This is a genomic window from Micromonospora sp. NPDC018662, from assembly GCF_044391475.1.
Lineage (GTDB): Bacteria > Actinomycetota > Actinomycetes > Mycobacteriales > Micromonosporaceae > Micromonospora.
This window is the reverse complement of record NZ_JBISAC010000002.1, coordinates 378,426-400,862: the sequence shown is the minus strand read 5'-3', so window position 1 is coordinate 400,862 and position 22,437 is coordinate 378,426. Positions and strand designations below refer to the sequence as shown.

At 74.6% G+C, this 22,437-nt stretch carries 21 protein-coding genes; 13 read left to right on the top strand and 8 right to left on the bottom strand.

What is annotated here, in order from left to right; genetic code table 11:
- The first annotated feature begins 164 nt into the window (after nucleotides 1–164).
- From ACH495_RS07160 to glmM, 6 genes are all read left to right on the top strand, one after another.
- Nucleotides 165–908, top strand: a complete 744-nt coding sequence (locus ACH495_RS07160; protein ID WP_396856850.1) for a class I SAM-dependent methyltransferase — start codon at nucleotides 165–167, stop codon at nucleotides 906–908.
- A gap of 93 nt (nucleotides 909–1,001) precedes the next feature.
- Nucleotides 1,002–1,292 (top strand): DUF6364 family protein, encoded by a 291-nt coding sequence (locus ACH495_RS07155; RefSeq protein WP_396856849.1) that lies wholly within the window; start codon nucleotides 1,002–1,004, stop codon nucleotides 1,290–1,292.
- The gene (locus tag ACH495_RS07150) at nucleotides 1,282–1,575 is read left to right on the top strand and encodes a hypothetical protein (RefSeq protein ID WP_396856848.1); all 294 of its coding nucleotides are present in this window, start codon (nucleotides 1,282–1,284) and stop codon (nucleotides 1,573–1,575) included. Before ACH495_RS07155 ends, ACH495_RS07150 begins: the two co-directional genes overlap by 11 nt.
- A 262-nt stretch (nucleotides 1,576–1,837) precedes the next feature.
- Entirely contained in the window at nucleotides 1,838–2,281 is a 444-nt protein-coding gene (gene rplM / locus ACH495_RS07145) for a 50S ribosomal protein L13 (RefSeq protein ID WP_343445120.1), read from the top strand.
- Between the two features lie 20 nt (nucleotides 2,282–2,301).
- On the top strand, nucleotides 2,302–2,766 hold the full coding sequence (rpsI, locus tag ACH495_RS07140) for a 30S ribosomal protein S9 (RefSeq protein ID WP_088647409.1): 465 nt from the start codon (nucleotides 2,302–2,304) through the stop codon (nucleotides 2,764–2,766).
- Between the two features lie 117 nt (nucleotides 2,767–2,883).
- On the top strand, nucleotides 2,884–4,239 hold the full coding sequence (gene glmM / locus ACH495_RS07135) for a phosphoglucosamine mutase (protein ID WP_396856847.1): 1,356 nt from the start codon (nucleotides 2,884–2,886) through the stop codon (nucleotides 4,237–4,239).
- Nucleotides 4,240–4,308: 69 nt separating this feature from the next.
- Here the strand turns inward: glmM and ACH495_RS07130 are convergent, their stop codons facing one another.
- Together ACH495_RS07130 and ACH495_RS07125 are read right to left on the bottom strand one after the other, a co-directional pair.
- Nucleotides 4,309–5,058 (bottom strand): ABC transporter ATP-binding protein, encoded by a 750-nt coding sequence (locus ACH495_RS07130; RefSeq protein WP_396856846.1) that lies wholly within the window; start codon nucleotides 5,056–5,058, stop codon nucleotides 4,309–4,311.
- 2 nt (nucleotides 5,059–5,060) lie between these two features.
- Complete coding sequence (locus ACH495_RS07125) at nucleotides 5,061–7,883, bottom strand: FtsX-like permease family protein (protein ID WP_396856845.1); 2,823 nt, start codon at nucleotides 7,881–7,883, stop codon at nucleotides 5,061–5,063.
- Between the two features lie 97 nt (nucleotides 7,884–7,980).
- On the opposite strand from ACH495_RS07125, the gene ACH495_RS07120 reads away from it, so the two are divergent.
- The gene (locus tag ACH495_RS07120; protein WP_396856844.1) at nucleotides 7,981–8,631 is read left to right on the top strand and encodes a PadR family transcriptional regulator; all 651 of its coding nucleotides are present in this window, start codon (nucleotides 7,981–7,983) and stop codon (nucleotides 8,629–8,631) included.
- A 17-nt stretch (nucleotides 8,632–8,648) separates the two neighbouring features.
- Here the strand turns inward: ACH495_RS07120 and ACH495_RS07115 are convergent, their stop codons facing one another.
- Genes ACH495_RS07115 through ACH495_RS07105 form a run of 3 tightly spaced genes read right to left on the bottom strand, consistent with a single transcriptional unit; the run spans nucleotide 8,649 to nucleotide 12,023 of the window.
- Nucleotides 8,649–9,755 carry a threonine aldolase family protein gene (locus tag ACH495_RS07115; protein ID WP_396856843.1) on the bottom strand — a complete coding sequence of 369 codons (1,107 nt, stop codon included), beginning with the start codon at nucleotides 9,753–9,755 and terminating at the stop codon, nucleotides 8,649–8,651.
- Nucleotides 9,752–10,939, bottom strand: coding sequence for a pyridoxal phosphate-dependent aminotransferase (locus ACH495_RS07110; protein ID WP_396856842.1), 1,188 nt, complete (start codon nucleotides 10,937–10,939; stop codon nucleotides 9,752–9,754). The genes ACH495_RS07115 and ACH495_RS07110 overlap by 4 nt, the downstream gene beginning before the upstream one ends.
- A gap of 31 nt (nucleotides 10,940–10,970) precedes the next feature.
- A complete protein-coding gene (locus ACH495_RS07105; protein ID WP_396856841.1) occupies nucleotides 10,971–12,023 on the bottom strand; it encodes an MmpS family transport accessory protein in 1,053 nt (350 codons plus the stop codon).
- Between the two features lie 402 nt (nucleotides 12,024–12,425).
- Between ACH495_RS07105 and glmS the strand changes: the two genes are divergently transcribed.
- On the top strand, nucleotides 12,426–14,339 hold the full coding sequence (glmS, locus tag ACH495_RS07100) for a glutamine--fructose-6-phosphate transaminase (isomerizing) (RefSeq protein ID WP_396856840.1): 1,914 nt from the start codon (nucleotides 12,426–12,428) through the stop codon (nucleotides 14,337–14,339).
- 86 nt (nucleotides 14,340–14,425) lie between these two features.
- Here glmS and ACH495_RS07095 read toward each other — a convergent pair whose 3' ends face one another.
- The gene (locus tag ACH495_RS07095; protein ID WP_396856839.1) at nucleotides 14,426–15,931 is read right to left on the bottom strand and encodes an alpha/beta hydrolase; all 1,506 of its coding nucleotides are present in this window, start codon (nucleotides 15,929–15,931) and stop codon (nucleotides 14,426–14,428) included.
- A gap of 134 nt (nucleotides 15,932–16,065) precedes the next feature.
- Complete coding sequence (locus ACH495_RS07090; protein WP_396856838.1) at nucleotides 16,066–16,416, bottom strand: hypothetical protein; 351 nt, start codon at nucleotides 16,414–16,416, stop codon at nucleotides 16,066–16,068.
- Between the two features lie 201 nt (nucleotides 16,417–16,617).
- On the opposite strand from ACH495_RS07090, the gene ACH495_RS07085 reads away from it, so the two are divergent.
- The 5 genes from ACH495_RS07085 (at nucleotide 16,618) to ung (ending at nucleotide 21,601) form a co-directional block, all read left to right on the top strand.
- Complete coding sequence (locus tag ACH495_RS07085; RefSeq protein ID WP_396856837.1) at nucleotides 16,618–18,087, top strand: NAD(P)H-hydrate dehydratase; 1,470 nt, start codon at nucleotides 16,618–16,620, stop codon at nucleotides 18,085–18,087.
- A 73-nt stretch (nucleotides 18,088–18,160) separates the two neighbouring features.
- Nucleotides 18,161–19,279: an alanine racemase gene (alr, locus tag ACH495_RS07080; RefSeq protein WP_396856836.1), complete on the top strand. Its 1,119-nt coding sequence runs from the start codon at nucleotides 18,161–18,163 to the stop codon at nucleotides 19,277–19,279.
- Entirely contained in the window at nucleotides 19,276–20,367 is a 1,092-nt protein-coding gene (locus tag ACH495_RS07075) for an alpha/beta fold hydrolase (protein WP_396856835.1), read from the top strand. The genes alr and ACH495_RS07075 overlap by 4 nt, the downstream gene beginning before the upstream one ends.
- Nucleotides 20,364–20,846 carry a tRNA (adenosine(37)-N6)-threonylcarbamoyltransferase complex ATPase subunit type 1 TsaE gene (gene tsaE / locus ACH495_RS07070; RefSeq protein WP_396856834.1) on the top strand — a complete coding sequence of 161 codons (483 nt, stop codon included), beginning with the start codon at nucleotides 20,364–20,366 and terminating at the stop codon, nucleotides 20,844–20,846. Before ACH495_RS07075 ends, tsaE begins: the two co-directional genes overlap by 4 nt.
- Nucleotides 20,847–20,899: 53 nt before the next feature.
- On the top strand, nucleotides 20,900–21,601 hold the full coding sequence (gene ung / locus ACH495_RS07065) for a uracil-DNA glycosylase (protein WP_396856833.1): 702 nt from the start codon (nucleotides 20,900–20,902) through the stop codon (nucleotides 21,599–21,601).
- Here ung and ACH495_RS07060 read toward each other — a convergent pair.
- On the bottom strand, nucleotides 21,590–22,318 hold the full coding sequence (locus ACH495_RS07060) for a helix-turn-helix domain-containing protein (protein WP_396856832.1): 729 nt from the start codon (nucleotides 22,316–22,318) through the stop codon (nucleotides 21,590–21,592). The genes ung and ACH495_RS07060 overlap by 12 nt on opposite strands.
- Nucleotides 22,319–22,437 lie beyond the last annotated feature (119 nt).

Below are 22,437 nucleotides of genomic sequence, written 5' to 3'. Positions count from 1 at the left end.
CGTGCACCGTCTGTCATGTCGGAAAAGCGTGCCGCCGGGCGGTTTCCGGCCCGGGTCCCTTCTGTTTCGGTCCTGTCAAGAGCGCCTCACACCGCACGGGGCTGACGGAACGGATCGTTCGGTCTAGAATGTGAGAAACTTGTCCCAAACTACGGGAGGCAAAGGTGAGCGTGACGGAGGCGTTCGACGCCGTGGCCGGCCACTACGACCAGGCTCGACGCCGGCTGGTGCCCTGCTTCGACGCGTTCTACGGCGCGGCGATCGAGGTGGCCGCGCCGCCGCTGCGGGCCGCGCTGGCCGCCGGGCGTACCCCCGAGGTGCTGGACCTGGGCGCGGGCACCGGCCTGCTCTCCCTGCTGCTGTCCGCGGCGGTCCCCGGCGTCCGGCTGACGCTTGTGGACGGCGCACCCGGCATGCTCGCGGTCGCCACCGACCACCTGGCCGCCCGCGGGGTGCCGCACCGCACGGTCCACGCCGACCTGGCCGACCCGCTGCCCGCCGGCCGCTACGACGCGGTGGTCTCCGCGCTGGCCATCCACCACCTCGACGACGACGGCAAGCGGGCGCTCTACCGCCGGGCGGCGGACGCGCTCGCGCCCGGCGGCGTGTTCGTCAACGCCGAGCAGGTGGCCGGCCCCACCCCGGCGCTCGACCGGCGCTACGACGAGGTGTGGACGGCGCGGATCACCGAGCTGGGCTCGGACGCCGAGGAGATCGCCGCCTCCCGGGAACGGATGCGGTACGACCGGCCGGCCACGGTGGCCGACCAGTGCCGCTGGCTCGGCGAGGCCGGTCTGGCGGACGTGGACTGCTTCTTCAAGGAGTGGCGCTTCGCCGTCTTCGGCGGGCGTGTCGCGCAAGAGAAGAAGGAGCCCCGAGAGCGATATACCTCAGAGTCATATTTATGACCCTGAGGTATATCGCGGAGAAGTGCACATCATCCGGGAGCCGTCACGCACCGACGTGTCGAAATTTCTGATCCGCGCGAGCGGGGATGACTGATGGTCATACCGATGGGTAGTCTCCTCGGCATGACCGCCAAGGTGACACTGTCGTTCTCCGACGAGACGATCGAGGAGGCGCGCCGGTACGCCAAGCGGGAAGGGCTCTCCCTCTCCGCCTGGATGGACCAGGCCGCCCGGGAGAAGGCGCTGCGCGAGGTCTTCACCGCGCACGCCGCCGCCGTCGCGCGGGCCGGGCTGGACCTGGAATCCGCCGCCCTGGCCGACGCCGAGGAGGCCGCGATGGTCGACGACGCCCTGTTCGGCGGCGGGCGTCCGCGTGCTGCGTAGGGGCGAGGTCTGGCGCATCTCCGGCGCCCGGGAACGGTACGGCCTGGTCATCAGCTCCGACGTCTACAACGCCACCGAGGTGCCGATCGTGATCGTGGCCGAGGTGGTCGAGGAGTCGCTGCTGCGCGACTCGCCGCTCGCGGTGCGGATGGGCGGCTTCGTGGTGATGCCCGACCGGCTCTCCGCGCCGATGAAGAAGTGGTTCACCGAGTGCGTGGACGTGGCGGACACCGAGACCATGCAGCGGGTCGGCCGGGCGCTGCGGATCCTCCAGGAGCTGTGACGACCTCACCGCCACCACCGCGGCCGGGACCGCGTACGCTGGCCGGCGTGTGACGGGCGCCATGGAAAACGCGCAGGTCACGCACGGCGCGACCCCGTTTTGACCTGCCGCCGGGCGGCCGGGTATCGTTGCCTGCTGTTGTACGACATTCTTAGGCGTGCCGCATCAGGTACGCTTGGTCGTTCGTGCGCGCTGGTTCGACTGGGAAGCCCCGGTTACCTCGGCGCGCGACCCCAGACCGACGACGAGACAAGGTAGACCTGTGCGTACGTACAGCCCGAAGCCGGGTGAGATCGAGCGTCAGTGGCACGTCATCGACGCCTCTGATGTCGTGCTGGGCCGCCTGGCGACCCACGCCGCCACGCTACTGCGTGGCAAGCACAAGCCGACTTTCGCGCCGCACGTCGACACGGGCGACTTCGTCGTCATCGTGAACGCGGGCAAGGTCGCGCTGACCGGCAACAAGCGCCAGACCAAGGTCGCTTACCGCCACTCCGGTTACCCGGGTGGCCTGAAGCGGGTCGGCTACGACGAGCTGCTCACCAAGCGCCCCGAGCGGGCCATCGAGCTGGCCGTGAAGGGCATGCTCCCGCACAACAAGCTGGGCCGTCAGATTCTCAAGAAGCTGAAGGTCTACGCCGGTGCCGAGCACCCGCACGCCGCGCAGCAGCCGGCTCCGTTCGAGATCAAGCAGATCGCGCAGTGAGCGCGGGCGAAGGAAGCAGCATGACCGACATCACCGAGACCGAGGTCGCCCCCGAGGCCACCGAGGCGCCGGCGCCCGTCGCGCGCGCGCCCCGCGGTGACCGCCCGATCCAGACCGTGGGCCGTCGCAAGGAAGCCATCGTGCGGGTCCGGATCGTCCCGGGCAGCGGCAAGATCACCTGCAACGGCCGTGACCTCGAGGCCTACTTCCCGAGCAAGGTGCACCAGCAGCTCATCAAGGACCCGCTGGTCACCGCCGAGAAGCCCGAGGCGTTCGACGTGATCGCCAACCTGCGGGGCGGCGGCACCACCGGCCAGGCCGGCGCGCTGCGGCTCGCCATCGCCCGGGCGCTGATCGTCAGCGAGCCCGACGACCGCCCGGCCCTGAAGAAGGCCGGCTTCCTGACCCGTGACGCCCGGGTCAAGGAGAGCAAGAAGTACGGCCTCAAGAAGGCCCGTAAGGCTCCCCAGTACTCGAAGCGCTGATCACCAACAGCGTCTTGTACTTCTGACGGACGGCCGGGTCCGCCTCCCCTCTGCGGGAGGCGGCCCGGCCGTTCCGCGTTTCTCTCCTCAACGGCAGTTCCACGGAGGTTGGCGGGTATGGGCCGGTTGTTCGGCACGGACGGCGTACGCGGGCGGGCGAACGCGGATCTCACCCCGGAGTTGGCGCTCGCGGTCGCGGTGGCCGCGGCCCACACACTGGCCGAGACCGACCGGAGCCATCCGCCGCTCGCGGTGGTGGGCCGGGACACCCGGGCCAGCGGCGAGATGCTGGAGGCGGCCGTGGTCGCCGGCCTGACCAGCGCCGGCGCCAACGTGGTGCGGGTCGGCGTGCTGCCCACCCCGGCGGTGGCGTTCCTCACCGCCGAGATCAAGGCCGACCTGGGTGTGATGCTCTCCGCCTCGCACAACCCGATGCCGGACAACGGCATCAAGCTCTTCGCCGCCGGCGGGCACAAGCTGCCCGACGAGATCGAGATGCGGATCGAGGCGGCCGTCGAGGCGAACGCCACCACCGCCTGGGACCGGCCGGTCGGTGCCGGTGTCGGCCGGGTGAACGACCTGCTCGACGGCGCCGACCACTACGTCCAGCACCTGGTCGGCACCGTGCCGCACCGGCTCGACGGGATCAAGGTGGTGGTCGACTGCGCCAACGGCGCGGCGGCCGACGTGGCCCCGGTCGCCTACCGGGAGGCCGGCGCCGAGGTGATCGCCATCCACGCCGAGCCGGACGGGCTCAACATCAACGACGGGTGCGGCTCCAACCACATCGACGCGCTGCGCGCCGCGGTGGTCGAGCACGGCGCGCACCTCGGTCTCGCCCACGACGGCGACGCCGACCGGTGCGTCGCGGTCAGCGCCGACGGCGAGGAGGTCGACGGCGACCAGGTCATGGCGATCCTCGCGCTGGCCATGCGGGACGCCGGTGAGCTGACCCAGGACACCCTCGTCGCCACCGTGATGAGCAACCTCGGCCTGCGGCTGGCCATGTCCGCGCACGGCATCCGGCTGGTCGAGACCAAGGTCGGCGACCGGTACGTGCTGGAGGAGCTGCGCGCCTCCGGCCTGGCGCTGGGCGGCGAGCAGAGCGGCCACATCGTGCTGCCCGCGTTCGCCACCACCGGCGACGGCGTGCTCACCGGCCTGCACCTGATGGCCCGGATGGCCGCCACCGGCACCTCCCTGGCCGAGCTGGCCGCCGTGGTCACCAAGCTGCCCCAGGTGTTGATCAACGTGCCGGTCGGCGATCGGACAGTCGGGGCCGCCGCGCCGGCCGTCCGCACCGAGGTCGAGCGGGCCGAGGCCGAGCTGGGCGAGACCGGCCGGGTGCTGCTGCGCCCGTCCGGCACCGAGCCGCTGGTGCGGGTGATGGTCGAGGCGGCCACCGAGGACACCGCGCGCGCGGTCGCCGAGCGCATCGCCGAGCAGGTGCGCACCGCCAGCCCGGTCGCCTGACCGGGCCGGCGGCTCGCGTACCGCGGGATCGGAGCCGCAGCCCGGTCGCCGGACGGGGCCAGCGACCGGTCAGAGCCGCAGCCGGGTGGCCCGGTCGAACGTGTCGGCCGGGTCCTCGCCGTCGGTGAGGTCGACGTCCTCGACGATCCGTCCGTCGCCGAGCCGGATCAGCCGGTCGCACCGGGCGGCGATGGCCCGTTCGTGGGTGGCCAGCAGGATCGTCATGCCGTGGCGGTCCCGCAGGTCGAGCAGCAGGTCGAGGATCTGCGCGCCGGTGGTGGAGTCCAGGTTGCCGGTGGGCTCGTCGGCGAGCAGCAGCCGGGGCCGGCCCATCAGCGCCCGCGCGATGGCGACCCGCTGCTGCTGACCGCCGGAGAGCTGGGCCGGCAGCGCCCGCTCCCGGCCGGCCAGCCCGACGGCCGCCAGCAGTTCCCGGGCCCGGGCCGGATGGTCGGCGCGACCGGCCCGCTGCGGCAGCACCGGGGCGATCACGTTGTCCAGCACGGTCAGCGCCGGCAGCAGGTGGTAGCGCTGGAAGACGAAGCCGACCCGCTGCCGGTAGCGGGCCAGCGCGGCCCGGCGCAGCGCGGTGACCTCGACGTCGTCCACGGTCAGCCGGCCCCGGTCGGCCCGCTCGATCGCGCCGATCAGGTGCAGCAGGGTGGACTTGCCGGAGCCGCTCGGCCCGGTCAGCGCCACCACCGACCCGCCCGCGATCTCCAGGGAGACGTCGTCGACGGCGGTGAGCCGCTCGGTGCCGGCGCCGAACGCGCGGGCCAGGCCCGCCACGTGCACGGTGCTTCCGGTGGTCGGTTCCACTGTCACTCCTCGGCCAGTAGTCGTGCGGTGGGCAGGCGGCGCAGCAGTCCGGCCGGGACGAGCGCCGCGAGGCAGGTGAGCAGCACTCCGGCCAGGGCGACCAGGGCGGCGACGGTCACCAGGGCGGCCGGCACGTCGCCGACCAGCCAGGCCGCGCCGCCGAGCCCGAGCCCGGCGCCGGTGAGCGCGCCCAGCGCACCGAGGAACAGGGCCTGGTAGCCGATCAGGCGGGCCAACGCGCCGTCGGTCCAGCCGGTGGCCCGCAGCGTGGCCAACTCGGTGGCCCGGTCACGGACGTCCAGGTAGAGCACGTCGGCGACGGCGGCGGCGCCGAGCAGCAGGGTGGCCACCGCGGCGAGCGTGTCCGCGCCGCGCACGCTCAACGACACGGTGTCGCCGAGCAGGCTGCCGACAACCGCGCCGCGGAACGCGTGGCCGACGGCGCCGACCACTGTGAGCGCGGCCACGCCGATGGCGAGCGCGGCGGCGCCGAGCAGCGTGCGCCCCGGGACGCGGGCCAGGTTGACCACTGCCATCCCGGCGATGGTGCGGGACCGGCGGGCCCGGAACGTGCCGGCCACCGGCGGGCGCAGCGCGGCGGCCGGGTGGGCGCGTGCGGCCCGCAGCGCCGGCGCCAGGCCCGCGACCAGCGCCAGCAGCAGGGCCACCGGTACGGCGAGCAGCGCCCGCCGCCAGTCGACGTCGATGTCGAGGGCGCGGCCGAGCGGGACGGCCAGGCCGACCGCGAGCAGCCCGGCGACCAGGCCCAGCGTGGCGACCTCGCCGAGCACCAGCGCGCCGATGCGGCGGGCCGGCCAGCCGAGGCAGGCCAGGACGGCGAGTTCGGATCGGCGGTCCCGGACCGTGGCGGTGACCGCGTTGCCGAGGAAGAGCGCGCAGACCACCAGCACCAGCACGAACAGCACGGCGCTCTTCCGGTCGACCGCGCGGGTGATGACCGAGGCGACACCGAGGGCCGACCAGTTCTCGGTCAGCCGCAGGCCGGGGCGGCCGAACGCGCCGGCCGGCAGCGCGACGGTCTGCGGGGCGGGGGACGAGCCGAGCGTGATGTCCACGTCGAGGCCGGTGGTGGTGGCGATGCGTTCGGCGGTCAGCCGGACCCGCTCGGCGGACCGTTCGCTCCAGCCGTCCACGTCGGCCACCCGGACCCGGATCGCGCTGATCGGCGCGGCGCGTTGCGGGCTGCTGCCGGCCGAGAGCAGCCCGGGCACGCTGGACAGGCTGGTGAGCAGCAGCGGTGGCGCGGACAGGTAGCCGGCCGGGTTGCCGCTCGGTTCCAGCGGCTGCCCGCCCAACGCCGTGCGGCTGGCGTCGTCGGCCCCGTCGGCGCGCGGCGGCTCGTACGTCTCCAGCGGCACCCTGCCCAGGTCGCTGAAGCCGGTCAGCTTCTCCGGGTCGAAGAGCCCGACGGCCTGCCACGACCGGGCATCCCGGTCGCCGCGGCCCAACCGGAGCTGGGTCAGCGGCCGGTACCCGGTGTCCTCGCTGAGCCACGGTCGGGGCAGCGTGACCAGGTCCTGCGAGTCGCCGTACACGGCGGGGTCGGCGGGCGCCGGACGGACCCGCAGGGTGCCGTCGGGCAGCCGGTCGTAACCGGCCTGTCCCGGCTGCACGACGACCTGCAACTGCCCGTGGCAGCACGTGCGGGGGCCGAGCCCCGCGGCGAGTTGGGCCCGGTACGCGCCCAGCGCGTCCCGCTGCGTGCCGCCGGCCGGGGTGGCCGGCAGGCCGCGCAGCCGTTCGGCCAGCTTCCGGGGCGGCACGCCGGCGATGGTGCGGTCCAGCGGCAGGCGGGTGTAGGTGGCCCGGATCGCGCCGTCGAGGAACGGGCGGCTGGTGGTGAGCACCGGCAGGGTCCGGCTGGACAGGCCGCGCTCCCGGGTCACCACAGTGGTGTCGGTGGCGGCGAGCGGCCGGCCGGCGACCACCGCGTCGCCGAGGCCGACCAGTTTCTGCTCCGCGCCGGGGTCGACGGCGGCGAGCAGGAACGGCACGGTCAGGCGCACCGTCACGGTCACGCGGGGGGCTCCGACGGCGGGGGCGTCGAGGTTGGTGACGCCCTCGGTCGCCGCGCGCTCGAAGCGCCCACCGGGCAGCATCCGGAACGTCTCCACCTTCCACAGTTGCCGCTCACTGGCGTCCTGCAACCCGTTCGACTGCTCGACGCGCAGGTCGCAGATCGGCGCGGTACGCCCGCCCGGCAGCACCTCCCGGGGCAGCAGCCCGCAGTCGTTGGTGTCGTACGTCCGCCCGTCGGTGTAGCGCACCGCGTCCGGGTAGTACTCGTCGCCGATGATCGGGTAGGCCAGCGGGTGCGTGGTGACGTACACGTAGGTGGGTTGGGCCGGCGCGTGGCTCAGGCCGCGCTCGGCGAGGAACTCGCGGTCGATGCGGATGAGCTGGCGGTCCAGCGCGGGGTCGACGGCCGAGGTGACGTCGAGCGGCATCTCGATCGACGTGGTGGAGTAGCCGAGCATGGCGATCGGGGCGGCCACGTCCACCCCCTCGACCGCCCGGACCCGGTCGTACTGTGCGGTGGTGATGCCGCCGTAGCTGCCGGAGAGGTAGTTGGGCCGGACCAGGCCGCGCTCCGCCTCCAGCGACGTGCGCGTCCCCTTCGGCCGGACCAGGATGTCGTAGGCGGCCCGGGTGTTCCGTTCCACGGTGCCGGTCACCGCGAGGCGGGAGGTGGTGGTGGCGCCGGTGAGGACCACGAAGCCGGTGGTGGCCACCAGCACGCCGACCAGCAGCGCCACCGACCGTCCGGCCCGGCCGCGCAGTTGACCCCAGATGAACCCGACCATCGCGCCTCCCCGTGTGCTGAGCACACTCTGCGCGATACATTGTGACAATGCAAGGCCCCGCCCGGGGCGCCTGTCCGGAACCGGATCGGAGAAGACGGTGGCGATCCAGCACGCGGTCCTGGCCCTGCTCGCCCGCGGCCCCAGCCACGGCTACGAGCTGAAGGGCGCGTTCGAGGCCGCGGTCGGGCCGCAGTGGGGCCCGCTCAACATCGGGCACCTCTACCAGATCCTCGACCGGCTCTCCCGGGACGGCCTGGTGGTGGCCGAGCGGCAACCGCAACCGGTCAAGCCCGACCGGGTGGTCTACGAGATCACCGCCGACGGCCGCACCGAACTCGACCGCTGGCTCACCGCCCCCAGCCCGCGCAGCGGCGGCTTCCGGGACGACTTCTTCCTCAAGGTGACCGCCGCCGCCCGGTCCGGCCAGGCCACCACCGTCCGTACCGTGCTGGCCAACCAACGCGGCCATCTCATGCGGGAGCTGCGCAACCTCGACGGACTGCGCCGGCAGGCCGACGACCCGGTGGTCCGGCTGCTGCTCTCGGCCGCCGGCCGGCACGTCGAGGCCGACCTGGCCTTCGTCGACGACGCCGAGGCGGCGCTGCTCGCCGACGGCGGCGCCACCCTCGCCGACCTCGCCGCCCGGTCCCCGGCTGCCGCGCCCGGCCGGTCCCCTGCTGCCGGGTCAGCCGGCCGTCCGAAGGCCGGATCCACCGAGGACGACGGGCCGGCGCGCGCCGCCGGTTGAGCGCGCCGCCGGCGCGCTCAGGAACCGGGCAGGCGGCGCAGGAAGCGGGCGGCCAGGTCGCGTACGCCGTCGGCGTCCAGCTCCAGCGCCGGCCCGGCGACCGTCACCTCGGCCAACGCCAGGCCCGGCACCTCGCTGTCCCGCCAGCCGCCGACGAACCACGCCCGCTCCTGTTCGGCGAGCGCCAGGTTGGCCGCGTCCAGCACCTCCGCCGGGTACGGCAGCCAGAACCGGAACTGGTGGGTGTGCGGCGGCGCCGGGTGCACCCGGGCGCCCGGGAGCGCGGCCAGCGCCTCCGCCACCACCTTCGCGTGCCCCACGTAGCCGGCGAGCCGGGGCAGCTCCCGCGCCAGCCCGGCGAGCGCGGCGAGCGCCGCCGGCCACTGCTGGAACAGCGTGCCGCCGTACCGGTGCCGCCACGCGCGGGCGTACCGGACCAGCTCGGCGTCGCCGGCCAGCGCCGCCCCGGAGTGGCCGCCGAGAGACTTGTAGAACGAGACGTACGTGCTGTCGGCCAGCGCCGCGATCTCGGCCGCCGAGCGACCCAGATGGACTGTCGACTCCCAGATCCGGGCACCGTCGACGTGCACCCGCGCGCCGCGCGCCCGGGCCGCCGCCACGACCGCGACCAGCTCGTCCCAGGTGGGCAGCACGAACCCGGCGTCGCGCAGCGGCAACTCCAGCAGGAGCGTCCCGATCGGCTCGTCGAGCGCGGCCACCTCGTCGGCCGTGGGGTTGCGCGGCGCGCTCGTGGTGCGTACCGCCCGCACGCCGCCGAGCAGCGCGTACGCGTCGCGCTCGTGCAGCAGCGGATGGCTGAGCGGATGCAGGCCGACAGCGGCGCGGCCGGTCAGCTCCGCGCCGTAGCGCATGGCGACCTGCTGGGCCATCGTGCCGGTGGGGAAGAAGGCGACCGCCTCCGCGCCGAGCAGCTCGGCGACCCGCGCCTCCAGCTCCGCGACCGGGCCACCCTCGCCGTAGAAGTCGGGCAGGTCGTCGCCGGCCACCGCGCAGAGCGCGGCCACCTGCTCCCGCACCGAGTCCGGGCGTACGCCGGAGAGCATCGCGTCGCAGCCACGCTGGGCGGCGAGCCGGCGCAGCCGCTCGGCGTACCCGTCGCTCATCCGTCCTCCCGGAGCCCGCGCAGCCGGGTGACCGCCTCGGCGAGCACCTCCGGCCGCTTGCAGAACGCGAACCGGACCAACCGGCGGCCCGCCGCCACGTCGTCGTAGAAGACCTGGGTCGGCACCGCCACCACCCCGCACCGCTCCGGCAGCGACCGGCAGAACTCCACGCCGTCCCGCCCGCCGAGCGCTGTGACGTCGGCGGTCACGAAGTAGGTCCCCTCGGGCGCGAGCACGCCGAACCCGGCGTCGGCCAGCCCGGCGACCAACTGGTCCCGCCGGCGTTGCAGGTCGTCCCGGAACCCGGTGAAGTATCCGTCCGGCAGCCCGAGCGCCACCGCCACCGCCGGTTGCAGCGGACCCGCGTTGACGAACGTCAGGAACTGCTTCACCCGCAGCACGGCGGCGACCAGCGACGCCGGGCCGCTCACCCAACCGACCTTCCAGCCGGTGCAGGAGAACGTCTTGCCGGCCGAGGAGACCCGCAGCGTCCGCTCCCGCATGCCCGGCAGCGTGGCCAGCGGCACGTGCGGCGCGGCGGCGTCGCTGAACACCAGGTGCTCGTAGACCTCGTCGGTCACCGCGTACGTGCCGTGCTCCTGGCACAGCTCGGCGACCAGGGCCAGCTCGTCGGCGGTGAAGACCTTCCCGGTCGGGTTGTGCGGCGAGTTCAGCAGCACCAGCCGGGTCCGTGGCCCGAACGCGGCGCGCAACTCGGCCGGGTCGAAGGCGTACCGGCCGTCCGCGCCGGGACGCAGCGTCACCGGGCGGCGGACCGCGCCGGCCAGCGCGATCGAAGCGGCGTACGAGTCGTAGTACGGCTCGAAGCAGACCACCTCGTCACCCGCCTCGCAGAGCGCGAGGATGCTCGCCGCGACCGCCTCGGTCGCGCCGGCCGTCACCACGATCTCGCCGTTCGGGTCGTACTCCAGATTCCAGAACCGGCGCTGGTGGGCCGCGACGGCCGCGCGCAACGCGGGGATCCCCGGCCCCGGCGGATACTGGTTGTGCCCGGTGCGCAGCGCCTCCGCGGCGGCGGCGAGCATCTCCGGCGGGCCGTCCGTGTCGGGGAAGCCCTGCCCCAGGTTGACCGCGCCGGTGCGCACGGCCAGCGCCGACATCTCGGCGAAGATGGTGGTGCCGAACGGCCGCATCCGGGCCACCAGCGGATCGGTCGTCGTCACGGCGGCCAGCCTACGGCCCGCCGCCGGACGCTCACCACCCGAAGCAGGTCGCGCCGTATTCCCCCGAGTTCCGCGAGACGACCTTGCCGTTGATGGTGATCCGGCAGGTCACCTCGCCGGACTCGGCCGGGGTCGCGATCACCTGCACCCGCTCGCGGTCGTTCGCGGTGAACCGCAGCCGCCAGGGCGCGTCCACGTCGTCGAGCTGGAGGAAGTTGGCGTCCGCGTCGTAGAACTGCACGTACACCTGGTCGGCCCCGGTCACCTCGTAGACGACGGTGAACTTGCCGGGCCCGCCGGAGGGCGTGGTGACCGGGACGTCCGGCACCGGGGTCGGCTCGTCGGTGAACCCGCCGGGCTCCGCCGGCCCGTCGATGAACGGCCGTTCGTAGGGCTCACCGGAGCTGCTCGTCCGGTCGGTGAGACCGCCGAGCACGCCGAGGCCGACGCAGCCGCAGACGGCCAGCACCAGCGCGACGACCAGGGCGATCACCAGCCCGATCGCCCAGCCCGCGTTCGACCGCCGCGGTGCCCCACCGGGATACGCGTACGGCGGCGGGTAGGGCCCGGGCGGGTACGCGGCCGGCGGGTAGGGCCCCGGCGGGTACGCGGTCGGCGGGTACGCGGTCGGCGGCTGGCCGGGTGCCCCCGGGTAACCCGGGCTCGGTTCGCTCGGTTGGTTCGAGCCGCTCGGGTGGTTCGGGTTGCTCGGTTGGTTCGAGCCGCTCGGGTGGTTCGGGTGGTTCGAGCCGCTCGGACCGCTGGGTGGTGCGGCGAAGGGGCCGTCGGGCGGTGGCCCGTCCGGGCTGCCGGGGCGGAGCGGTGCGGGTGCGGCCGGCAGGCCGGGCGACGCCCACGGATTCGGGTCTCGCTCCGGCGACGCCCACGGGTTCGGGTCCCGCTCCGGCGACGCCCACGGGTTCGGGTCCCGCTCCGGCGGCGACCACGGTGAGGGCGGCGTCCAGGGCTGCGGGGCGGCGAGCGGGTCCGGTGGTGTCCACGAGGCGCGCTCCCCGGCAGCCGGCGGCGCGGTCGGGTCGCTGGGGCCGGAGGTCGGCTCGGGGGTGGGGGTCGTCTCGGACATCGGCTCAGCTCACAGGGGTACGGCGCGGACGACCGCGGTGGGGGTGGACCGGGGCTGCCGCCCGGGGCCCTCAATGTAGGGCGCGGCAGCCATCCGCGCGGACCGGCGATCCCCGGCCGAGGCAGATCTTGGTACGAAATGGCCCCTGGAGGGGCGTAAATCCTCCAAGATCTCCTCTGGTGACGCAAGTTCGGGGAGGTGGCGGTATCCGGCGGTCGGCGGCGCCGCCACTTCGGCGAAGCGGAGTCGATCACGTGCCGGGTGCCGGGTGCCGGGGTGGGCTGCGGTGCCGAGTGCTTTGTCCCATTGGTGGAGGCGGCCGACCGGTTCGCTCAAGTTCAGTGATCGGTGAGCCGCCTTCCGCGCACGCACGATGAGCGAAACTCGGCTAGGCTGCGGACCATGTGTGGAATCGTGGGTTACGCCGGCGCGCGCCCGGCGCTCGGCATCGTGCTCGACGGACTGCGGCGGCTGGAATACCGCGGCTACGACTCGGCCGGCGTCGCCGTCGTCTGCGACGACGAGCTGCTGACCGAGAAGAAGGCCGGCAAGCTGGCCAACCTCGAGAAGGTGCTCTCCGAGCGGGCCGCCGACAACCCCGAGGACTGCGCCGCCAGCCCGATCGGCATCGGCGACGGCACCACCGGCATCGGCCACACCCGGTGGGCCACGCACGGCGGGCCGACCGACCGCAACGCGCACCCGCACGTCTCCCCGGACGGCCGGGTCGCGGTGATCCACAACGGCATCATCGAGAACTTCGCGAAGCTGCGCGCCGAGCTGGAGGACGAGGGCGTCGAGTTCGCCAGCGACACCGACACCGAGTGCGCGGCGCACCTGATCGCCCGCGCGCTGGCCGACCTCCGCTCGGCCGGTGAGACCGACACCCCGCAGTTGCTGGCCTCCGCCATGCGGGTGGTCTGCGAGCGCCTCGAAGGCGCGTTCACGCTGCTCGCCGTGGACGCCGCCATCCCCGGCGCGGTGGTCGGCGCACGGCGCAACTCGCCGCTGGTGGTGGGCCGCGGTGACGGCGAGAACTACCTGGCCAGCGACGTGGCCGCGTTCATCGAGCACACCCGGGACGCGGTCGAGCTGGGCCAGGACCAGATCGTGCTGATCACGCCGGAGAGCATCGAGATCACCGACTTCGCCGGCCAGCCCGCGGCCGGCAAGGACTTCCACATCGACTGGGACTCGTCGGCCGCCGAGAAGGGCGGCTACGACTGGTTCATGCTCAAGGAGATCGAGGAGCAGCCGCAGGCCATCGCCGACACGCTGCTCGGCCGGCTCACCGAGAGCGGCGAGATCGCGCTCGACGAGGTGCGCCTCAGCGAGCAGGACCTGCGCGACGTCGACAAGATCTTCATCGTCGCCTGCGGCACCGCGTACCACGCCGGCCTGGTCGCCAAGTACGCCATCGAGCACTGGACCCGGATCCCCTGCGAGGTGGAGCTGGCCAGCGAGTTCCGCTACCGCGACCCGGTGCTGGACCGGTCCACGCTGATCGTGGTGATCTCGCAGTCCGGCGAGACCATGGACACGCTGATGGCGCTGCGCCACGCCAAGGAGCAGAAGGCCCGGGTGCTGGCCATCTGCAACACCAACGGCTCGACCATCCCCCGCGAGTCCGACGCGGTGCTCTACACGCACGGCGGCCCGGAGATCGCGGTCGCCTCCACGAAGGCGTTCCTCACCCAGGTCGTGGCCTGCTATCTGATCGGCCTGCACCTGGCGCAGGTGCGGGGCATCAAGTTCGCCGACGAGGTGGGCGCGGTGGTGGCGCAGCTCCAGGAGATGCCGGGCAAGCTGCGCGAGCTGCTCGACCGGATCGAGCCGGTGCGCGAGCTGGCCCGTGAGTTGAAGTCCGAGCCGACCGTGCTGTTCATCGGCCGGCACGTGGGTTACCCGGTGGCGCTCGAGGGCGCACTGAAGCTCAAGGAGCTGGCGTACATGCACGCCGAGGGCTTCGCCGCCGGTGAGCTGAAGCACGGCCCGATCGCGCTGATCGACAAGGGGACGCCGGTGATCTGCATCGTGCCGTCGCCGATCGGCCGGGGCATGCTGCACGACAAGGTCGTCTCCAACATCCAGGAGGTGCGCGCCCGGGGCGCCCGCACCATCGTGATCGCGGAGGAGGGCGACCAGGCGGTGGTCCGTTACGCCGACCACCTGATCTACGTGCCGCGTACGCCGACGCTGCTGGCGCCGCTGGTGACCACCGTGCCGCTCCAGGTGCTCGCCGCGGAGATCGCCGCCGCCCGTGGGCACGACGTCGACCAGCCGCGGAACCTGGCCAAGTCGGTCACGGTCGAGTAGCCGACCCCACCTCCGCCCGGCCCCTCCGCCCACACCGGAGGGGCCGCGGCGTCTCCCGACCGCCCGGCCCGCGCCACGCCGCCCGCTCACCGGCCCAGCACGATCCGGGCCATCCCGTCCAGGGCCGGGTTGTCGGCGTCCCAGTAGCCGGTGTGGCCGTGCCGCGCGCTCGGGAAGCGCCGGCCGCCGAAACCCGGCGCGCTCGGGTCGGCGCCGAACCAGAGCCGGTCGGCGTGCCGGTCGTGCGCGGCCAGCACCGGGCCGAGCGGCGTACCGGCCAGCACGGCACGGCGGGCCAGCTCGTCCGGCGGGTGGGCCAGCCGGATCACGTCGTCGGGCGCGGTCGACGCCCAGACCTGCCCGGCCGGCATCCGCAGCTCGGCGGCGTGGTCGACGCCGACGCCGGGTGAGCCGACGAAGACCAGCGCGTCGGCGCCCAGCCCGTGGTCCCGGGCGGTGGCGCCGACGACCAGCGAGCCGTAGCTGTGCCCGAGCACGGTCTGCCGGGCCGGCGGCCCGTCATGGGTGGCCCGCAGCCCCTCCTGGAACCGGTGCAGCGCCGGCCCGGCGGCCTCGGCCTGGCGGGCGCCGGACGCCTCGGGGAGGAAATCCGGCGCGTCGTAGTCCAGCCAGAGCACCGCCGCCGCCTCCTCGCCCGGCCCGATCGCCGCGCACCGCTCGAGCACCCGGGCGGCCCGACCCAACTCGGCCGGCGCGTCCGCCAGGTCGGCGGTCATGCCGGGGACATAGGTCAGCACCGCGCCGGACCGGTCCGGGTTGCCGAGCGCCACCACCGCCCGTCCGTCCCCGGCGGGGTCGAGCCCCAGCAGGTACGCCCGCGGCGCCCCGGATGAGGCCAGCCGCTCGGCCAGCCCGTCCAGGCCGTGTAGCGCCGCCTCCACCCCGGCCAGCCGGGCACGCCGGGCCACCTCCAGCGGCCCGGCCGGCAGCGGTCGCCGCAATGCGAGGCGGCGTGCCAGCAACTCCTCCCGCCGGTCGGCGAGCAGCAGCCGGTTGGCCTGGTCGCGAGCGGTCGCCGGCACGCCGTCGAGGCGGCCCACCCGGCCCGGCTCGCGCCCGACCAGCCACCGCCGCTCGGCCGGGCTCAGGCCGGCCCACCAGCGGCTCACCTCGGCCGGACCGGCTCCGGGACCCGGCCGCCAGACGGGCGGAACGCTGACCCAGCCGGTCACCGCCGCGGTGGCGAGCTCCGCCAGCCGGCCGGCCGCCTCCCGGTCCGCCGCACCGGCCAGCGCGAGCGCGCCCCGGATCCCGGCCTGCGCCCGCACCACCGCCGGGCCGGTGCGGCTGACGGGTCGGGCGGGATCCGGCCGGACCGTGCCGGAGCGGTCCACCCGCAGGCCGCCGGTCTCGGCGCGGGCCACCTCGGCGTCGAGTCGGGCCTTCGCCGTGCCCACCCGGGTGGCGAACTCGGCGAGCGCCTGGTCGACCTCGACCAGCGCGGGAAGCACGTCGGTCAGCGCGGTGCGCAGCTCACCGATGCGCCGTTGCGCGGCGGTCGAGGCCGCGCCGGACCAGCCGGGCCGGAGCGCGCCGGCCCGGGCGGTCAGCGCGGTGGCCCGGCGACGCACCGGGTCGGTGAGGCCGCGCCAGGCCGCCCCGGCAGCGAGCCAGGCGCCCGGATCGGCGCGCCAGAGCTGCGCGTAGCCGACCGGACCCGGGGCGGCACCCGCCGGACGTGGGCGGACGCGCGCCCCGCCGCCGTTCAGCGGGCACCGACCGGAGCGGTGCCCGCCGGACCTGGGCGGCCGGGGACGCCGGCGTTGCGGACCGCGAGGCGGCGGGCGGCCCGGTCGTCCACCGCCTCGTAGCCGTCCGCGCCGCCGCGCAGCGCCTCGGCGGTGGTGGCCACCCGGGCCGCGAGCGTGCCGGACCAGCGGCGCAGCGCGGCGTCCAGCTCGTCCAGCGCCGCGTCGACCTGCCACCCGTCCGGTGCCGGCGCCACCGGTGCCGGCGCCCCGCCCGGCCCGCACGCCAGCCGGTACGCGTCGTCGGTCAGCTCCCGAGCCACCGCACGCAGCAGCTCCGGATCGACGGTGAACGGCTCCTCGACCACGACGACCTCCCCACTCCGCCGACCCCCTCGGCCGGACCCGGACAGCGGGGACTTTAGGTGGCCCGGAACCGCCCGCGCCGGCCCTGTGGACAACGTCCCCGGTTGTCCACAGGGCCGTCCCGGCGGCCGGCCCGGGCCCCGAACCGCCGGTAGGGTGAGGTCCGTGATCGCGGCCGACGGGAACGAACGGGGCGGGACGACATGAGAGCGGTGTGGCGGGTCGCGGACGTTCGCGCGGCGGAGGCGGGGCTGATGGCGACCCTCCCGTCCGGCGCGCTGATGCAACGGGCCGCGGCCGGGCTGGCCCGCCGGTGCGTGCTGCTGCTGGCGGATCGGGGCGGGGTCTACGGCGCCCGGGTGCTGCTGCTGGTCGGCTCCGGTGACAACGGCGGCGACGCGCTCTACGCGGGGGCGCGCCTGGCCGGCCGGGGCGCGGCGGTCGCCGCCCTGCTGCTCGCCCCGGAGCGGGCACACGCCGACGGCCTGGCCGCGTTGCGCGCCGCCGGCGGGCGGGTGGTCGACCGGCCGCCGGCCGAGGTCGACCTGGTGCTCGACGGCATCGTGGGCATCGGCGGCACCGGTGGGCTGCGGGAGACCGCCGACCAGCTCGCCGCGAGCCTGACCGGGTGCCAGGGCCGGGACGGCACGCGGGCCACAGTGGTCGCGGTGGACGTGCCGAGCGGCGTCGCGGTGGACACCGGCCACGTCCCGCTGACCGACGCCGGCCGGCCCCGCGCGGTCCACGCCGACGTGACCGTGGCGTTCGGCGCGCTCAAGCCGGCCCTGGTGGTCGGGCCGGCCGCCGAGTTGGCCGGTCAGGTCGACCTGGTCGACATCGGGCTCGCCCCCTGGCTGCGTGGTTCGCCGGCGCTGCGGGTGACCGAGTGGTCCGACGTGGCCGGCTGGTGGCCGGCGCTGGGTGCCGCGTCGGAGAAATACTCCCGGGGCGTGGTCGGGGTGGCGACCGGTTCCGCGACCTACCCGGGCGCGGCGGTGCTGTCGGTGGGTGGTGCGCTGGCCGGTCCCACCGGCCTGGTCCGCTACGCCGGCGGGGCCCGGGCCGAGGTGGTGCACCAGCACCCGTCCGTGATCGCCACCGACCGGGTCGCCGACGCCGGCCGGGTGCAGGCCTGGGTCTGCGGCTCCGGGCTCGGCACCGGTGACGGGTCGGCCGCCGAGCTGCGCGCGGTGCTGGCCGCGCCGGTGCCGGTGGTGCTGGACGCCGACGCGCTGACGCTGCTGGTCGACGGCAAGCTCGCCGATCGGCTGCGGGGGCGGGACGCCCCGATCGTGGTGACTCCGCACGACCGGGAGTACGCCCGGCTCTGCGGTGAGATGCCGGGCGAGGACCGGGTGGCCGCGGCGCTGCGGCTGGCCGCCTGGATGAACGCGGTGGTGCTGCTCAAGGGCGACCGGACGATCGTCGGCACGCCCGACGGCCGGGCGTACGTCAACCCGACCGGCACCCCGGCGCTGGCCACCGGTGGCACCGGTGACGTGCTGGCCGGGCTGCTCGGCTCGCTGCTCGCCGCCGGGTTGGCCCCCGAGCGCGCCGCCGCCGCGGCGGCGTACCTGCACGGGCTGGCCGGCCGGGAGGCGGCGCGCGGCGGTCCGGTGACCGCGCCCGACGTGGCCGCCGCGCTGCGCCCGGTGCTGGCCCGGCTGGGCTGATCCGGGGCCGGCCGGGGGCGCCGGGCGGGCGGCTCACGGCCACGATGATCACTGGCGGAAGTAGGCTGGGGGCATGTGGCAGTCGGAGGTGCGTGTCGATCTCGACGCGATCCGGGAGAACGTGGCCCGGCTCAAGGCCGGCACCAGCGCCGAGCTGATGGCGGTGGTCAAGGCCGACGGGTACGGGCACGGCATGGTGCCGGCGGCCCGCGCGGCGCTCGACGCCGGCGCGGACCAGCTCGGCGTCTGCACCCTGGACGAGGCGCTCCGGCTGCGTCAGGAGGGGATCACCGCGCCGGTGCTGGCCTGGCTGCTCGATCCGGGTCTGCCGCTGCACGACGGGGTCACGGTCGGGGTCGACCTGGGCTGCGCCAGTCTGAGCCAGCTCGACGAGATGATCGCGGCGAGCCGCCGGGCGGACCGGCCGGCCCGGCTGCACCTCAAGATCGACACTGGGTTGTCCCGGGGCGGGGCCACCGTCGCCGACTGGCCGACGCTGCTGGAGGCCGCCGCGAAGGCCCAGGCCGACGGTCTGGTCGAGGTGGTCGGCGTGTGGAGCCACTTCGTGTACGCGGACTCGCCCGGCCACCCCACCACGGACCGTCAGCTCGCCGTCTTCCACGAAGGGCTGGAGATGGTGACGCGGGCCGGCCTGCGGCCCCGTTACCGGCACCTGGCCAACTCGGCGGCCACGCTGACCCGGCCGGACACCCACTTCGACCTGGTCCGGCCCGGCATCGCGGTCTACGGCCTGTCGCCGATCGCGGGCGAGCAGTTCGGCCTGCGCCCGGCGATGACCGCCCGGGCCCGGGTGATGCTGACCAAACGGGTGCCGGCCGGCACCGGCGTCTCCTACGGCCACACCTACCTCACCGAGGCGGAGAGCAACCTGGCCGTGGTGCCGCTCGGCTACGCCGACGGGGTGCCCCGGCACGCCTCCAACACCGGTCCGGTGCTGCTCGGCGGCGAGCGGCGGACCATCTCCGGGCGGGTGTGCATGGACCAGTTCGTGGTCGACTGCGGTGACGACGAGGTGGCCGCCGGCGACGTGGTGACGCTGTTCGGCAGCGGCGCGGGCGGCGAGCCCACCGCCGACGACTGGGCCGAGGCGGTGGGCACCATCAACTACGAGATCGTGACCCGGTTCGGCGGCGTCCGGGTGCCCCGCGTCTACGACGGCGAGAAGCCATGAGCCAGCGGCTGCGGGTGCCGCGTCCGCGCGGCGCCGCGGGCAAGGTCGCCGGGCTGGTCGGCGCCGCCGTCGGGGTGGCCGCGGCCGGGCTCGCGGCGGGCGTGGTCAGCGAGCGGGTGCTGGTCCGTCGGCTCAAGAACGACCCCACCGACCGGTACGCCCACGAGGTCTTCGGCCGGCAGCGCCACGACGAGGCGTACCGGTTGGAGATGCCGGACGGCACCGACATCCACGTGGAGGTGGTCGAGCCGACCCGGCCGGTCGCCGGGCACCCGACAGTGGTGCTGGTGCACGGCTTCTGCCTGGACATGGGAACGTTCCACTTCCAGCGCAAGCTGCTCGCCGAGCGGGGCGACTACCGGGTGGTCGCGTACGACCAGCCCGGGCACGGCCGGTCCGGGCGGCTGGAGACCGGCGAGTACGACCTGACCGCGCTGGGTCGCACGCTGCGCCGGGTGCTCGACGAGGTGGTCCCGGAGGGGCCGCTGGTGTTGATCGGGCACTCGATGGGCGGCATGACGATCATGGCGCTGGCCGAGCTCTACCCGGAGCTGTTCGGCGACCGGGTGGTGGGCACCGTGCTGATGGCCACCTCCGGCGGTCTGGCGGCCGAGACGAAACTGGTGGCGCCCGCCCTGCTCGGCCGGGTCGGCGCGCCGGTGCTCTACATGATGAGCAACGCCACCCGGTACGGCGGCACGGTGATCGACAAGGCTCGCAAGTCGACGTCGAACGTGGCCTGGCTGCTCACCCGCAAGTACGGTTTCGGCACGCCGAGGCCCAGCCCGGCCCTGGTCTCGTACGTGGAGACGATGAACTCTCGCACCTCGGCCGACACGGTCACCCGCTACCTGCGGACGCTGGCCACGCACTCGCGGTTCCCGGCGCTGGCGGCGCTGGCCGGCACGCCGGTGCTGGTGATCGTGGGGGACAAGGACATGATCACGCCGGTGACGCACTCGGAGGAGATCGTCCGGCGGTTGCCGGAGGCCGAGTTCGTGAAGATCCACGACAGTGGGCACGTGGTGATGCTGGAGCACGCCGACGAGGTCAACGCGGCGCTGGAGCGGTTCCTGGAGTCGCTGTGACGGTGGTGGTGGAGGTGAAGACCGTCGACGACACCCACGAGTTCGGCCGGCGGCTGGCCGGCGTGCTGCGCGCCGGTGACCTGCTGCTGCTCAGCGGTCCGTTGGGGGCCGGGAAGACCGCGCTGACCCAGGGCGTCGGCGCGGGCCTCGGGGTGCGCGGCGACATCACGTCGCCCACCTTCGTCATCGCCCGCGTGCACCGGCCGGACCCGGCGCGGGGCGGCCGGGTGACGCTGGTGCACGCCGACGCGTACCGGTTGGGGGAGTCCGCCGATCCGCGTGCCGAGATCGACGACCTCGACCTGGACGCCTCGGTGGACGACGCGGTGACCGTGGTGGAGTGGGGCGAGGGGATGGTCGAGCAGTTGGTCGACGCGCACCTGCGGGTCCGCATCGACCGGCACGACGACGACACCCGGGTGGTCACGCTGGAGCCGGTGGGCGGCGACTGGGCGGCCCGGCTGGCGACCCTCGACTGAGCGCTGTCGTACCCGCTGCCTAGAGTCCCGGGGACGACTGCGAAAGGTTGCCGATGCCCGACGACGTTCCCGCCCTCGACCTGTTGGCGCTCCTGCCCGAGCCGTGGCGTGAGGCGCTCACCCCGCACCTCGATCCGGCCCGCACCACGGCGTTGGCCGACTTCGTCGCGGGGGAATACGCGACCGCCACGGTCTTCCCGCCGCTGGCGGACCTGTTCTCCGCCTACCGGCTGTGCGGGCCGGCCCAGACCCGGGTGCTCATCCTCGGGCAGGACCCCTACCACAAGGCGGGGCAGGCGCACGGGTTGAGCTTCAGCGTGCGCGAGGGCGTGGCGGTGCCGCCGTCGCTGCGCAACGTGTTCAAGGAGCTGGGCGAGGACCTGGGCGTGCCGAAGCCGGGCAGCGGCAACCTCGACGGCTGGGCCGCCCAGGGTGTGCTGCTGCTCAACTCGGTGCTCACGGTCCGTCAGGCCACCCCCGGCTCGCACGCCAACCGGGGTTGGGAGGAGTTCACCGCCGCCACCATCCGGGCGCTCGACGCGCTCGACCAGCGGGTGGTCTTCCTGCTCTGGGGTGGCTACGCGCGCAAGAAGGCGGCGCTGGTCACGAATCCGCGGCACGTGGTGCTGGAGGCCGGGCACCCGAGCCCGATGAACCCGAAGGGCTTCCTGGGCAGTCGTCCGTTCAGCGCGGCCAACAAGGCGCTCGCCGACGCCGGTCTGCCGACCGTCGACTGGGAGCGCTCAGCCGGCTGACCCGTCGGGCTGGTCGCCGGTGCCGGCCGCGAGGCGTTGCCGGTGCCGGCGCAGCAGCTCGGCCGCGCGCCTGTCGGTCACCTCCACCTCGACCAGCGGCTCGACCGGGTAGGTGCGCGTGCCGAGTCGCACCCTGATCGGCTCGGGCAGCTCGTCGACCATTCGGGCCCGCAGCTCGCCGTGGCGGGTCGACCAGCGGTGCTCGCCCGGCTCCTCGGGCTCCGGGTGCACCCCGCCCCACTGCTCCCAGCGGGCGTTCCACCGCTGGGCCCGGGCCCGCTCCAGGAACGCGGTGAACCGGGGCGAGTCCTGCCAGCGCACCGCGATCTCGACCGCGTCCACCGGGATCGGCGCGCCCTGCAACAGGGCCGCCGTGCTGCCGGCCAGCACGTACGGCAGGTCACCGAGCGCGGCGACCAGGCGGTCCAGCCCGAGATCCTCGAGCCGCTCGACCAGATCGACCCCGGACATCTCGTCGAGCGTCGCGTCCAGGTGGCTGTCCAGCGGCTCGACCTCGATCCGCAACTGGCGGTCGAGCGCGGTGAGCAGGCGCTCCGCGGTGGTCAGGCTGGGCAGCCGGTCGCCTCGCTCGATCCGCGCGATGGCGGCCTGGCTCAGCCCGGCGCGGGCGGCAAGCGCCTGCTGGGTGAGCCCGGCCCGTTCGCGTTCGTGCCGTAGGGCGTGGGCGATCTGCTGGACCAGGCGACTCTCCGTCATGCCCGCAGGATGCCACCCCACTTTCACGCGGTATACCTCTGAGTCATAAATATGACCGACAGGTATATCGCGTAAAAGCGATGTCCCCATCGGGACGCTACGCAGCGTGATGCCATGGG